The sequence below is a fragment of the Desulfovibrio piger genome (genome assembly GCF_900116045.1).
Taxonomy (GTDB): Bacteria; Desulfobacterota; Desulfovibrionia; order Desulfovibrionales; family Desulfovibrionaceae; genus Desulfovibrio; species Desulfovibrio piger_A.
Genome location: NZ_LT630450.1, coordinates 455,885 through 469,842 on the forward strand (window position 1 = coordinate 455,885; position 13,958 = coordinate 469,842).

11 protein-coding genes are annotated in these 13,958 nt (G+C 63.6%); all 11 read left to right on the top strand.

All coding sequences use genetic code 11. The annotated features are described in order from the left end of the window. The first annotated feature begins 101 nt into the window (after positions 1–101). The 11 genes from DESPIGER_RS02335 (at position 102) to DESPIGER_RS02385 (ending at position 13,923) form a co-directional block, all read left to right on the top strand. A complete protein-coding gene (locus DESPIGER_RS02335; protein ID WP_072332560.1) occupies positions 102–2,645 on the top strand; it encodes a phage tail tape measure protein in 2,544 nt (847 codons plus the stop codon). Then, positions 2,642–3,187, top strand: a complete 546-nt coding sequence (locus tag DESPIGER_RS02340; protein WP_072332563.1) for a hypothetical protein — start codon at positions 2,642–2,644, stop codon at positions 3,185–3,187. The genes DESPIGER_RS02335 and DESPIGER_RS02340 overlap by 4 nt, the downstream gene beginning before the upstream one ends. Continuing rightward, positions 3,184–4,002, top strand: a complete 819-nt coding sequence (locus tag DESPIGER_RS02345; RefSeq protein WP_072332566.1) for a hypothetical protein — start codon at positions 3,184–3,186, stop codon at positions 4,000–4,002. Before DESPIGER_RS02340 ends, DESPIGER_RS02345 begins: the two co-directional genes overlap by 4 nt. 104 nt (positions 4,003–4,106) lie before the next feature. Further along, entirely contained in the window at positions 4,107–4,841 is a 735-nt protein-coding gene (locus DESPIGER_RS02350) for a baseplate assembly protein (protein ID WP_072332569.1), read from the top strand. A 76-nt stretch (positions 4,842–4,917) separates the two neighbouring features. Next, complete coding sequence (locus DESPIGER_RS02355; RefSeq protein WP_072337487.1) at positions 4,918–5,391, top strand: baseplate assembly protein; 474 nt, start codon at positions 4,918–4,920, stop codon at positions 5,389–5,391. Beyond that, positions 5,342–6,529, top strand: coding sequence for a baseplate J/gp47 family protein (locus DESPIGER_RS02360; protein WP_072332572.1), 1,188 nt, complete (start codon positions 5,342–5,344; stop codon positions 6,527–6,529). Before DESPIGER_RS02355 ends, DESPIGER_RS02360 begins: the two co-directional genes overlap by 50 nt. A 2-nt stretch (positions 6,530–6,531) precedes the next feature. Continuing rightward, positions 6,532–7,824, top strand: a complete 1,293-nt coding sequence (locus DESPIGER_RS02365) for a phage tail protein (RefSeq protein ID WP_072332575.1) — start codon at positions 6,532–6,534, stop codon at positions 7,822–7,824. Between the two features lie 36 nt (positions 7,825–7,860). Beyond that, entirely contained in the window at positions 7,861–8,364 is a 504-nt protein-coding gene (locus DESPIGER_RS02370; protein WP_231927613.1) for a hypothetical protein, read from the top strand. Positions 8,365–8,374: 10 nt separating this feature from the next. After that, positions 8,375–11,575 (top strand): DUF4815 domain-containing protein, encoded by a 3,201-nt coding sequence (locus DESPIGER_RS02375; protein WP_083575256.1) that lies wholly within the window; start codon positions 8,375–8,377, stop codon positions 11,573–11,575. A gap of 10 nt (positions 11,576–11,585) precedes the next feature. Next, complete coding sequence (locus tag DESPIGER_RS02380) at positions 11,586–13,190, top strand: hypothetical protein (RefSeq protein WP_072332582.1); 1,605 nt, start codon at positions 11,586–11,588, stop codon at positions 13,188–13,190. Further along, a complete protein-coding gene (locus DESPIGER_RS02385; RefSeq protein WP_156831612.1) occupies positions 13,180–13,923 on the top strand; it encodes a hypothetical protein in 744 nt (247 codons plus the stop codon). The genes DESPIGER_RS02380 and DESPIGER_RS02385 overlap by 11 nt, the downstream gene beginning before the upstream one ends. Positions 13,924–13,958: the final 35 nt, after the last annotated feature.

The window sequence follows — 13,958 nt, forward strand, 5'->3', positions numbered from 1 at the left end:
CTGGATGAGTGGGCGTGTCAGGTGCGTCAGGCCGTCTGGATGGAACGACGCTTTTTTGAGGCCCTGTCCCGCAGCATCCTGGGAACCCGCAAGGTTTGAGCATGGAAGTTTTCTCCGTATTCGCCACCCTGTCCCTGGTGGACATGATCTCCGGTCCCTTGGGCCGCATTACGCGATCCATGAACGTGGCCAACGCCGCTACCGCAGGTCTGGGGGAACGCCTGGGCAACCTTGCATTGGCTATGGGTCCGGCGGCGGTGGCCGCCGGACTCCTGGTCGGGGCTTTCGGTATGGCGGCCAGCAAGGCCATGACATTTGAAAGCGCGATGGCCGATGTGGCCAAGGTGGTAAACTTCGACACCGCCGCCGAGTTCCGGGAAATGAACAAAACGGTCATGGACATGGCCGGGCGCATCCCGATGGCGGCGGACGGCATCGCGGCCATCATCGCAGCCGCCGGGCAATCCGGCGTGGCCAAGGAAGACCTGACCGAGTTTGCCGAGCAGGCCGCCAAGATGGGCGTCGCCTTCGACCTGACCGGAGACCAGGCGGGCAAGATGATGGCCGACTGGCGGGCCGGTATGGCCCTGAGCCTGCCGCAGACCTATGCCCTGGCCGATGCCGTGAACCATCTTTCAAACAACATGAATGCCACGGCTCCCGCGCTGGGTGAGGTCATCCAGCGCGTGGGCGCGGCGGCCATGAGCTGTGGACTGGCGGAAACGCAGGTGGCGGCGCTGGGCGCGGCGTTCCTTTCCGCCGGAGCAAGCCCGGAAGTGGCGGCAACGGCGCTCAAGAGTTTCACGACGACCCTGGTCAAGGGCACGGCCATGAGCAAGAACCAGGCCGCCGCGTTCCGGTCCCTGGGTTTTTCGGCCACCCAGATGGCCAAAGACATGCAGCGGGATGCCCAGGGAACCATTTTCAAGGTCCTGCAGGCATTGGCGGACAAGCCCAAGGAACTGCAAATGTCCCTCCTGACCGAGATGTTCGGCCAGGAATCCCTGGGGGCCATTGCTCCGTTGCTGAAGAACATGGGGAACCTGTCCCAGGCGTTCGAGCTTGTGGGCAACAAGGCGAACTATGCCGGTTCCATGCAGGCGGAGTTCGACACACGCAGCAAAACCACGGAAAACGCGCTGCAGCTCCTGTCCAACAAGCTGACAAATCTGGCCATTGCCGTGGGCAATGCCTTTTTGCCCGCCATCACCGCCGGGGCCAAGGCCCTGGGAGCGATGGCCGACGCCCTGCGCTGGGTGGCGGAAACCCGCGTCGGCCAGGTCATCCTGACCCTGGCCGGAGGACTGGCCGCCGCTGTGCTGGCCGTGACGGCTTTCAGCGCCGGGATGTGGGCGGTATCGAAAGCCGCCCCCGTGGTCTCCACGACCCTGACCGGTATCAGGATGGCCCTGCTGGCGCTGGGCTGGCCCGTGTGGGCGCTGATTGCCGCCGTGGGCCTGCTGTATGTGGCTTACAAGAAAAATTTTGGCGGGATCGCCACGACCCTGAACCGCTGGGGGCGGAACATTTCCCTCGTGGTTCGGGGCGTGACGGCCATCTTCGAGAGCCTCAAGGGAAGCACGTTCGAGATCCGGGGAGAACTGGCCAGGGACATCCGGGCCGCCGGTCTGGAGCGGCTGGTTGTGACCGTTGGCCGTGCCGTGTACCGCATCAAAGAATTTTTTGCGGGTATCTGGGAGGGCCTGAATTTTGACGGTGCGGTGGCGGTCCTGATACCGGCCATTCTCAAGATAGGTGAACTGTTCGACTTCGTTGGGAAGAGAGTGGAGGAGGCTTTCGGCTTTGAGGTCACGAGCGCCGCGTCCGAAGCGCGAGGTCTGGGAGAGGTCTTGGGCGGCTTTTTGAGCTGGATACTGGAAGGGCTGGCGACGGTCATTGCCAATCTGGTACGTGGCATCGAAAGCCTGATCGCGGCATTCCGCTGGCTTGGTGCCGTATTGACCGGCGACTGGGCCACCGCCGCAGAAATGGCGCAAAGCGTCTGGGACAATTTTTGCGCGTCGCTCATGGCTTTTGCAGACCTTTTCCGCATTGGGGACTGGCTGCGCAATGCGTGGGCGCAGGCCACGGAATGGCTGGCTGGTATCGACCTTTTCGAGTCAGGGGCACGCCTTCTGGACACCTTCAAGGAAGGCATCCTGTCCAAGGTGGAAAGCCTCAAGCAGACGTTTTCCGATGCCTTGGCCAGCCTGCGCAATCTGCTGCCGTTCTCTGACGCCAAGGAAGGCCCCCTGTCCACGCTGACGTTGTCCGGAGCGCGTCTCATGTCCACGCTGGGCGAGGGCATGAACGCGGGCTTCCCCGGTCTGTACGCCACCCTGTCCGGCAAGCTGGGCAGCCTGAAAGAGAGCATAAGCAGCTGGTGGGACGGGCTGTGGAAGACCACGGATGTGCCCGTGCCCGCCACCGGCGAGCAGCCTGTTGTCCCCGACGCCCCCGGTATGCCCGCCGATCTGGCCGAGGAACAGGAACGTCGGGCGAGGGCCGCCGGAGACCGTGCCGCCGCTCCGCAATCCTGGACCCTGCATATCGCCAACATCACCCTCCCCAACGTCAAGGACGCGCAGGACTTCTTCGCTGACCTGCAGGCGGCGGCCACGGAAATGGGAGAAAATATGGCATGAGTGTAAAACTTCTGACATTTGAAGACGGCGTCGTGCGTATCGACGGCGAGGAGCTGCCCGGCATTCTGTCCGACCTGCGGGTAAGCGGCAAGGTGCGATTCGACGAGCAGAGCGTGGACAAGGCCAGCGGCAAGAAAAAGACGCCGCAGGGCTGGGAAGACGCGGACATCAGCCTGACCCTTTACCTGACGACGGACGGGTCCGGGACCTGTTACGACAAGCTGGAATCCTTAAACGGATGGTTCAAGAAAACGGATGGGAAAGCCAACCCCTCCATTTTTACCGTGACCAACCGGCACCTTCTCGCGCGAGGTGTGCGTCGTGTGGTGTTCTCGCGTCTGGATTCGGCGGAGACGACCCAGACCGACGAGATACGCGCGTCGTTATCTTTTGTGGAGCATAATCCGCCCATCGTGCGCCAGGAACAGGCGCAGGCCAAGACCCCCACACCCGGCGAGCTGGCCAAAAAAGCGGAGGAAAAAGCTGCAGCCGCAGCCAGGGCGGAAGAGCCTGAAGAAGTCATCGGCGGGGACCTGTCATGATCGAGGGCCTGAACGTCCGCTGCAATGTGGGGCCGCTGGAAGTGTTGCGCAGTCCGTTTCTTGAGCTGGTCTTCCGGCGGCGGGCCGTTGTCAGCCGGGCAACCATTACCGTGCCGGACCCGGAGGGGGAAGCCCGCGCTGTGCTGGCCACGGGGCAGGCGGTTGCCGTGCGCTGGGGATACCGGGGCGAGACTGGCTTCTGGCAGGAATGGGAGGGGACCGTTGAAGGCATCGACCAGCCCCGCGCCGACAGCAGCAGCGCCGATGCCGTGACGGTGCATGCCGTTGGGCGTGAAAAGGTGCTGACCACCACGGACGTGACGGAATCTTTTTACCGGGAGCCAGCTGACGTCGTGGCCCGGCGGCTGCTGGCTCGCACCGGGCTTGCCGTGGGCGCAGTGGACGTGCCGGGCGACGTGTTGCCGTACCAGGTCTTTTCCGGGGTATCCGTGGCGCGGGCTGTACGCCAGCTGGCCTATACGCTGGAGCGCAGCTTCGGTCATGACATGAGCCGCCATGCTCTTTGGCTGGGCGCGTCCGGACTGACCTGGAGCGACGGGAACGAACCCGGCGATGTGTACAGCGTGGCTACGGCGGAAAATCTGCTGGCACATACGCCGCCGCAGGCCGATGGCGGAACAGGGGTTCTGGTGTCTGTGCCGCTGCCGGGATTAACGCACAGCCGTCTGGTGCATATTCGCGACGCCCGGCGCAGCTTGGATGCCACCGTGCGGGCATTGGACGTAGTGCATACGTTTCAGGAAAGCGGCAACCGCACCGTAATTACCTACGGGAAAGACGTTGGCTGGAGCTGAACACCGCATACCGCCGGAGGCACGGCGCGTGCGCCGCATGGAGAGACGAGGGAGCGCCCGGTCGGGCTTTGCCCGCCGGGCATGAAGGCGAACGAGGAACGGAAATGGACGAGCAACAGGGAAAACGGGATGTCGTGGGCATGATCCGCAAGCTCGTTGAGCTGGCCATGCCCGACTTGCGGCATTATTACCGCCTGCCACGGAAGGCCAGGGTGGTGGCCGTGTACGCAAGCGATGGGGAATATTTTTGTGACGTGCAGCCGCTCCGGAACGATGAAAGCCCGGACCCAAAGGAGCCGGTCGTGCCGCGTGTGGCCCTGCCCGTACTGTGGGGCGGCCCAGATCGGGGCGTTGTCTGCCCGCCCGTTTCCGGGGTGCTGTGCGACCTGGCCTATTATGACGGCGATCCGAACTACCCGTATATCTCCAACATTCGCTGGGGCGGCGGCATGAATGCCCCCCATGCAGAGCTGAACGAGTTTGTCATTCAATGTGAGAATGGCGTGGAAATCCGCATTGACAAGGAAAAGCGGATCGTGACGCTGACACCGCAAAACGTGGCCACCGAGGCCGGTAAAGGCTGGACGGTCAAAGCCGGGGAACAGGCGGCTATCCAGGCGGGTAACGAGGTGAGCATCATTGCCCCGCGCATCAACCTCCAGGGGCATGTTGTTTGTAAATCCGTGGATGGCATGGGGCAGGGGCAAGCGGAGTTCGTAGGAGACGTGACTATCCGTGGCGACCAGACGGTCACGGGCAACACCACGACCAACGGCAGCAGCCATATTGACGGGGATTCCTACGCCGGTAGCCGTAGTGGGGGCAGCTGCCCCCACTAGGCCGTGGCCAGAAAAACCTTTGCATGGAGCGCGTCCTTTCCGGGCGCGCTTTTTTGTTGTGTGCCATGCTTCCCCCATGAGTGACACCACGACAGACCTCTGGGGGCAAGACATCGCGCTGGACGGCAGCGGGCAGGCCCGCGTTGCCGCTAACGGCGAGCTGGTGTTGACCGACGGCGTGGACACGGGGGTGCAAGACATACGCCTGCGCATGTTCACCCGCCTTGGCAAGTTGTTTTATGACCGGCAATTCGGCTCCCTGATCCATGACTGGATCCTGGAAGAATCCACGGCGGCGAACAGGGCGGCCCTGGAATCCGAGGTCGTCATGCGTGTGGAGGAAGACCCCCGCGTTGCCGTAGGGTCCGTGCGCTGCACGGTCACGGCCTGGGACGCACGGTCCATCACGGCGCTGGCACGCTGGCGCTTTCTGGAAGATGACACGCCGATGTCCCTGGTCCTGCAGATCAACAAGCTGACGATGGAACTGGTAGTGAAAGATGCCGACCCGCGAACAGACAGTTTTACCCCGTGTTTCCCGGACGATTGAGGACGTCCGGGCCTCCGTATTCGGTTATGTGGAGACGGCACAGGACAGCCTCGCCACCCACGGTTATCTGCCCGTGCGCCTGAACCTGAACAAGGGCGTGGTTCGCGGCCTGCTGGAAATTTTTTGCTGGGGCTACTGGCAGATCTACAGCCTGTTGCAACGTCTGCTGCAGCAGGTCAGCCCGGACGGGGCAACGGGGGAATGGCTGGACATGCACGCCGCCGGGGTGGACGTGACCCGCCGCCCGGCGACCAAGGCGCGGGGGAAAGTGCGCTTTGCCCGCGCCGTGGAGACCGGTCAGGACACAAACATCACCATCCCTGCCGGGCGCATCGTGCGCACCCTGCCGGACGGCACGGGCCGTATTTTTCGATACGGCACGGTCGCAACCGCTGTCCTGCCTGCCGGGGCGGACCATGTGGATGTGGAAGTCGAGGCGGAGGACTACGGCGCAGCGGCCAATGCATCCGTCGGACAGATATGCGAGCTGGTGACCCCCGTAACGGGCGTTGCCGGGGTGAGCAACCCGGCGGACTGGCTGGTCAGCGAGGGGGCCGACGAAGAAACGGACGCCAGCCTGCAACGGCGCTATGCCTTGCAATGGCAAGCAAACAACGGCTGCACCAAGTTCGCCTACATGGCCTGGGCACTGTCCGTGCCGGGTGTGACCTCGGTGTCGATCCTGGACCGGCATCCGCGCGGCCAGGGCACCGTGGACATTGTCGTGCGCGGTGCGGACGTGCTGCCCACCGAAGCGTTGTTGCAGAAAGTCCGGGAGGCCGTGGCCCCCAACGTGCCCATAAACGACGACTGGCTGGTCAAGGGACCTGTGCCCGTGGCCGCCACCATAGACGGCGTGCTGGAATACACCGACGGCGATCCGGACGCCATAACGACCCAGGCGGAGAACCGTCTGCGTGCCCTGTTCGCGGAGACCAGCCCCCTGGCTGACGTGACGGCCCTGCAGATCGGGCAGGACCTGACGCTCGACCTGCTGACGCATACGGTCATGGCGGTCGCAGGCGTCAAGCGTGTGACCTGGACCAGCCCGACACAGGACGTGCTGGTCGTGCCCGCCGATGGCGTGGCCCGCCTTGAAAGCCTTGCCCTGCGCGCCGTCAGGGCCGAGGAAGCGTAACCGTGTCCGAGTTCTGGAAATATTTTCATGACATCCTGGCATGGCCTTTGATCCATGCCCCCGGCCCCCTGCAGGGTCTCGTCCGGGGCATGGCCCATGCGCTGGACGAGACGCGGGATGATGTCGTGTATTTCCGGCGGCAGTGGTTCCCGGCTCTCTGCGAGCCGGGGCTTGTGTCCGCCTTCGGGGCAAGCCGGGGCCTGGTGCGCAGCCCCGTGGAAAGCGACGCGCAGTTCCGCACCCGTGTCGTCAATGCCTGGCGCTGGCACATGCTGGGGGGCAAGCAGCAGGGCCTGCCGGAGATTCTGGCAGCCTACGGTTACCACGTCGAAGCCATCGAGAATATGCGCCAGTTTGCGCCCACGCGCTGGGCGGAGTTCATGGTGCGGCTGGAAACGCCGCCTCATTACGGGGATCAACAAGCCCAGCTCGACAGCCTTGCGCACCTCGTTTGGCTGATCCAGGAATACAAGCCAGCACGCAGTTTCTTTTTCCGTATCTACAACGACACCAACGACCGGCGGCCCATCATCCCCGGTATAGGCCCCAAGCTGGGCAGCGGCATCCTGTCGTTCTGGAGCGGGACCACGGACCCCGGCGTCGGAGACGGCGACGTGGTCATCGCCTTTGGCGTCAAGATCAGCCTGTTCGGCCCGCCCCTGCTGGATGGTTCTCCGCTCTGGGGCCTGACGGAGCTGCTGACCCTGTATGGGCCGCGCCGCGTCAACAATTTTGTGCTGAGCGTGTCCCGGCTCTCTGACACGTTCATCCGCCGCAATCCCTTTGTCATGTCCGAGGTGGTCAGCATTGGCAGCGGCGAGGACGTGTACTTTTCCGCCTCCTGGAATGACGGGAGCTGGGACGACCGCCCCTGGGAACGCTGGGAGGGCTTTACCCGCTACATCCCGCCGTTTGAACTCGGCATCCGCCATACGGCACGCAGCCAGCTGGAAACGGGCCTGTCCCGCCTGTCCGGCATCAATGAACGGCTGGGGGGCGTGCGTCGTATCGTGCTGGCGCGCGGCGTCAACAGGCTGGGGGACCTGCGTCTTGGCAATCATGGTCCCGTGCGCACGCCCGTGTGTTTGTGGGCCTATGAGGCGGAACGCCGGAGCATGGGGGAACTGGCCTTCCCCGGAGCCGTGCCCGGTCAGTGCTGGGGATCGGAGACAATGGTCCAGGTCGGGCACTCTCCCTGGCTTAATGCCGGGACATGGGAAGAGGAAGGCGGCTGGAATGATGCCGCCTGGGACACCATCCATGCCTGCATGGGAATATCCATCACGGAGGAATAAATGCAATCTACCGTTACCGAACAGGGGCGTATCGCGATGGCTGTCGCCATTGCCGCACGCCCGCTGCATATCGCGTGGGGTCTGGGCGACGAGGCCTGGGACAGTATGGACCCCCTTGAATGGCCGTCACTGGTCAAGGCCACGGCCCTGGTCAACGAGGTGGGTCGCCGCAAGCCCTCTGTGGTGGGATTTGTGACGCCCGACGATAACGGCTCCATCGTGGTCCCTGTCGAGAAGCGCGTTACCGAGGAGGGGACCGTTGAGGTGGTCACCAAACGCTACGCCTACAGTGCCGAGCCGACGGCCTACTTGTACCTGCGCGCGGACTTTGACTACAGCGACGCCCCCACCGCCACGTTGCGCGAGGTCGGTGTTTTCATGGATACGGAGGTTTCCCCGGACTGTCCCGCCGGCCAGCTCTATTTCCGTCCTGAAGAAATCGTGAACGCGGGACGCCTGTTTGCCGCGCAGATCCTCGACGAACCCATCACCCGCAGCCCCAACCGCAAGATCGGCATCGAGCTGGTCCAGGCCATCTAAGGAGCATCACATGGGCAAGAAAATCATGGGCGGCCTGTTTGAGCTGCCTTCCACCCCGGACAACTACTACAACCTGCACGACCCGGAAAAATCCTTTGAAAGCATCCTCTTCCGCGACGGATATGTGCTCCAGGGCCGTGAACTCAACGACCTGCAGGAACTTTTTTTTGAACATGCCAGGGGCCTTGGCGACGCCCTGTTTGCCGACGGCGACATTATTCGCGACGCGCAGATTTCCGTGGACGCCTCCACCGGGCAGGTCACTGCGCAGGCCGGGGCCATCTATCTGGCAGGCAAGGTGCGCGGGGTTCCTCCGGCCAGTTTCGTGATACCCACGTCCGGCACGGTGACGGTGGGCATCCGTCTGGTGCTTACCGTCATCAGCGAGAATGAAGATCCCGCGCTGCGCAACCCGGCGCAGGGCTGTGACGGCGAAGGCGAAGCGGGCGCATGGCGGCTCAAGGTCGAGGCGCTGTGGGGCTTTGATACGGATGGCGGGTCCGGGCGCTTTGTGCCCGTGCATACCGTGGACAACGGCGTCGTGCGGGCCAAGGAACAGCCGCCGAACCAGGACAGTTTTACCCAGGGCATCGCCCGCTATGACCGCGACAGTACAGGCGGCAGCGGCTATGTGGCTGAGGGGATGCTGCTGCGCTTTGCCGAGCAGACCGACGACGCCCAGATATACAACCTGTCTGAGGGGCGGTGTCGTGTGTACGGTTACGGGGTGGAGGTGCCCACATCCCGCCGCCTGTCCTACCCGGCGCGTCCAGACCTGCGCACCATCGACACGGAAGTCCATGTGGGCGACGGCACGGAAAGCCAGCGCATCACTGTGGCTCATCCGCCCATCCATGCCGTGAAAAAGGTCAACGTCATCGTCGAGAAAAGCGTGGAGCTGACGCACGGCAGCTACGCGGGCTGTGAGGACGCTCTGCCTGATACGTCGGTAGTGGCCCTGCTGGAGGTCAAGCAGGGGGACACCGTCTATGTGTCCGGAGACGACTACACCAAGAACGGGGACAAGATCGACTGGTCCCCGGCGGGCGACGAACCCGCCACGGGGTCGTCCTACCAGGTCAAATATACGGTCATGACACAGCAGGTGCCGGATGACGTGGACGCCGACGGTTTCAGCGTCAAAAACGCCGTGCGCGACAGCAACGTCCTTGTGACCTACGAGCAGGCCCTGCCGCGTATCGACCGCCTGTGTGTTACCCAGGACGGTGCGTTCGAGTGGGTACAGGGCGTCGGCAACGAGCTGGCCCCCAAGTCCCCGGCTGTCCCGGCCACCATGCTGGCGCTGGCCAGCGTCACCCAGGCATGGCGCGGCGCTCCTGCTGTCGTCAATGACGGGGTGCGTGTGGTGCCGTTTGCCGACATTCAGGCCATCAATGCCCGCCTGGATTACGTCATGGCCGAAGTGGCCAGGCAGCGCCTTGAAGCCGATGCCACCACGCGGGAAGACGGCGCGCGTGTCGGCATGTTTGTCGACCCGCTGCTGGATGACAGCATGCGTGACCAGGGCGTCAGCCAGACGGCCGCCATTGTTGGCGGGGAGCTGTGTCTGCCCATTGCCGCGTCGGCCTACATGCTGTCCAGGGACATCAGCGTACCGAAATCCCGCTCGTATGTGCCCGTGGTGGCTCTTGCCCAGACCCTGCGGACCAATTCCATGCGCGTGAATCCCTATTCCGCCTTTGACCCCATGCCCGCGCGCGTCACCCTGACGCCCAGCATCGACCGCTGGACGGAATACGACACCACATGGGCCAGCCCCGTGACAGAAAAATTCGATGTCAGCCGGGACGGCTACTACCACGTCGTTGTGGGGACGGAGACCAAGACCACCACCGAGACCCTGTCCAGCCAGTCCAGCGCGTTGGAGTTCCTGCGCGAGATCGACGTGGCCTTTGAGGCGCGGGACCTGGAGCCGGGGGAAACTGTCCATGAGGTGACCTTTGACGGCATGGTCATGGAGTGTCGCACCGCCGAAGGGGAACCGGGTACGATTACGGCGGACGAAAACGGTGTGGCGCGTGGCGTGTTCACCATCCCGCCCAATGTGCCCGCCGGGGCAAAAACTGTCGTCGTGTCCGCGCACAGCCGACAGGGACAGGCCGTGTTCGTGGGACAAGGTACGCTGACCGTACAGACCCTGCGGCAGGTCAAACAGGTGACGACCGTATGGGTAGACCCTCTGGCGCAGACATTTGTTGCCGAAGAGGCCATGCAGCTTGCCGGTGTGGACCTCTATTTCATGGCGGCGGGTGGTGATGCCCAGGTCCAGATCCGCGAGGTGGTCAACGGCGTTCCCACGCGCGTGGTGTTCGCGGAAGCACACATCGCCAGGGAAGACATGGTGGTCACCGGCGGGGGGCATACGCGCGTGCTGTTCGATGCGCCGGTAGCCCTGTCGGCCAATGTGGAATATGCGCTCGTCGTGCTGTGCGACGACGCCGAGACCTCCCTGGCCATTGCCGTGCTGGGCGAATACGACGAGCTGCGCAAGAGCTATGTCACCAGCCAGCCCTATACCATCGGCGTCATGCTCTCGTCGTCCAATGCCAGTACCTGGACAGCCCACCAGGACAAGGACATGGCCTTCCGTCTCCTCAAGGCTGACTTCACCAGCGCCCAGGCGCAGGAAATCGACCTGGGCAGTGTGGATACGGAAGAGGAGGCCACGGACATGCTCCTGTTCGGCCTGTCCGACCTGCCTACGGCCAAGACCTCTGTCCAGTATGCCGTGGACTTGCCGGACGGTACGACCGCCAGCATGGCCGAGGGCCAGGCTGTGAACTTTGCCAAGGGCCAGACCGGGCGCTTCAGCGTGAAGGCATCCCTCTCCGGGGACGCCACCGCATCCCCCGTGCTGTATCCCGGCACCATGCTGGTATGCGGCAAGGTGGGGACGACCGCCGATTACTGCACCCGCAGCATCACGTCTTCCGGTGCGGCCAAGGGCGTTCTGATCTTTGACGCCATCATTCCCGCCGGGGCCGCCGTGACGCCCAAAATGCGCGAGGATGAGGGGGAATGGCAGGAGATGACCAAGGCCGGGACCGTGAACCAGGGCGACGGGCTGGTGGAGTTCCGCTACGAGCTGGCCCTTTCCGGCGGCGATATGGTCAAGGCCAAGATCGAGCTGTCGGGCACGGCCACGGCCCGTCCCCGTGTCCGCAATATCCGCATGCTGGCCGTGAAGTAGAGAGGACCGTATGGCTTACGACGAAAAGACCCCCCATCTGTCCTTGCCCCTGCCGCACCCGCGCAATACGCTGCGTGAGGACTGCCCGCGTATTCGGGAAAGCCTGCAGGCCCTGGACCGGTTCGCGGAAAAATCGGACGCCGCCGTTGCGGCACTGGCCGAGGCCGACACGACATTGGCAAACGCCATGCAATCCCAGGGCAAGGACCTGGCGGAAGCCATCTCCCAGGAGGAACAAGCCCGTTCCCAGGCGGATTCCGGCCATGACGACGCCATCGCCGCCTTGAAGAAGCAAATCGAGGCTCTGCAGGAAACGGTAGCCAAGATCAACCCGTGGGACATTTTCCCCATGCGCGTCCCCATTGCTGTTGACGGCGTAAAGTTTGGCGGTTCCGACGGCCGCCGCGCCATTATGCCCGGAGAGACGGAACCGCGTGAAAACTGGGTGCTCTGTGACGGCGGGGAAGATGGCCACGGCGGCACCGTGCCCGACATGAGAGGGCGTGTCGTTTTGGGCGCATCCGAAGCCCATCCGGCTGGCTCTGCTGGCGGGTCCGAGACCCACATCCCGCCCGCAAACCCACGGAGGACGCCCCTATGCCACCCTGACCACTATCTCAAACGAAAGGAACGGAGGCAGGCTGTCGGCTTGCTCCGTAGCCCCCTCAAGCGGGTGGTCGTGAGGCTTGGAGCCGCCTACGGTAGTTGTGGTTCCGTGCGTATCGCCATTGATATTGCCATTTTTTGTAACGCCATCAGCATGCGTTTCACCGGAAATCCATGTTTGGACATGACGCCATTGGTGGGCATGCGCTGGCATCTGCTCGATGGACAGGGTGGTTTCCCCGACAGTGCCAGCAAGACCGACATTTTCCCTAAAAAAACAAATAACCGGAGGCTATTATGTGGCTTGAACACACCCCGCATGGTCTGCGGGAAATCACAGAAGAAGAAATTCTGGCCAGAGCGGAACAGATCAAGGCCCGACGTGAGATGGACGGACCTGTCCTGTACCCTTGGCAGATACCCGGAACGGGTCATGCTATCCCCTCAATTCCCAACCATTTTGGAGGTTGCTCCCATGTCCACTGTTACGACTGTTACGGTTGTCCCCGCCGATAAGCTGATTATTTGCGACGGGGTAGCCCTGGTTTTTGATTTCCAGGCCCCTGACGGATTGCATGCCCTGCAATGGCGCGATGACGCGGGCCATACGGAGTGGACGGGCGGTCCCAACCAGCCCCTGACCGTTGCGGACTACGACGAACAGGTCGCGCCGTATGTGGCCCTGTGGCGGAAGGAGAAAACACGCCGTGAGGAAAAGGCCGCCGAGGAAGCCGCCGCCCGCGCACTCCCCGATGCCAAGGAGGCCAAAACTGCCGAGGTGCTGTCCGGCTACGACGCCGCGTTGGCCGCCTCCCTCACTATGCCTGCCGCCATGCCCACCTCGCAGGACGTAGCAGTGGGTGCGGCCCTTTTTGCCGTGGATGACGCGGAAGGTCTGGCGTTTGTTCAGGCACGGCACGCCGCTCGCCGTGACGAGCTGCTGGCCGCTGTGGACGCGGCAGACAGCGTGGAGGCTGTGCAGGCCGTGGACGTGAGCTATGACGTATAGGGTCGCTGGACAGCGTATCACCGCTCCAGACGCTGGCGGGCACGGCCTGGGAATCAGCGACGGGCAGTCCTGGCTGGTGGAGGACAGCATCATCGATCTGTCCGCCTGCCCACTGGAGCGGCTGGACGAGGCGGCAGGTATCACCTGGGGCAGCCGCGCCATCTTCCGGCGCTGCGTCATCCGGGGCGCGGGAAAGCTCATCCTCTGCGGTTCAGGAGATGCGGACAAGCTGGCGGTGGAGCGCGGCAAGGTAGTCATCTTTGAGGACTGTATCCTTGAGGACTTCGGAAGGCGCGGCCCGGAAGTTCAATCCTGTATGTGGATCATCCTGCGACGCTGCCTGATCCGCAACTGGGGGGAGCCGGGACGGTTCGACGTGCGGGCTTTTGCCGCCTGGGCACATCATGGCGGCCGCATCGAGGCCGAGAGCTGCGTGTTCGATCAGCCCCGTTTCTGGCGAGGCTGGCGGGTCATGGTGAGGGACTGGCTGGCTCACATCGGCCAAAGCTGGAACGACGAGGGCCTGCGCGGCCTGCTGCGCCCGGCCGCTTGGCTGCCCGGCGTTTGCCGGGGCCTGATTGCCACGGCGGGCGGACACGTCCGGGCCGAGGATTGCCGCGCCACCCGCTGGTGGATACGCCTTGAAGAGCGACACGGCGATATGTCCCAGGAGGACGCGGCCGAGATGGTGCGGCGCTTGGAAGCCATGCGGCAGGACATGGAAAGGAGGTAGTTTTTGACAGAAGGATGTGCAGGGTAAAAAGTCGT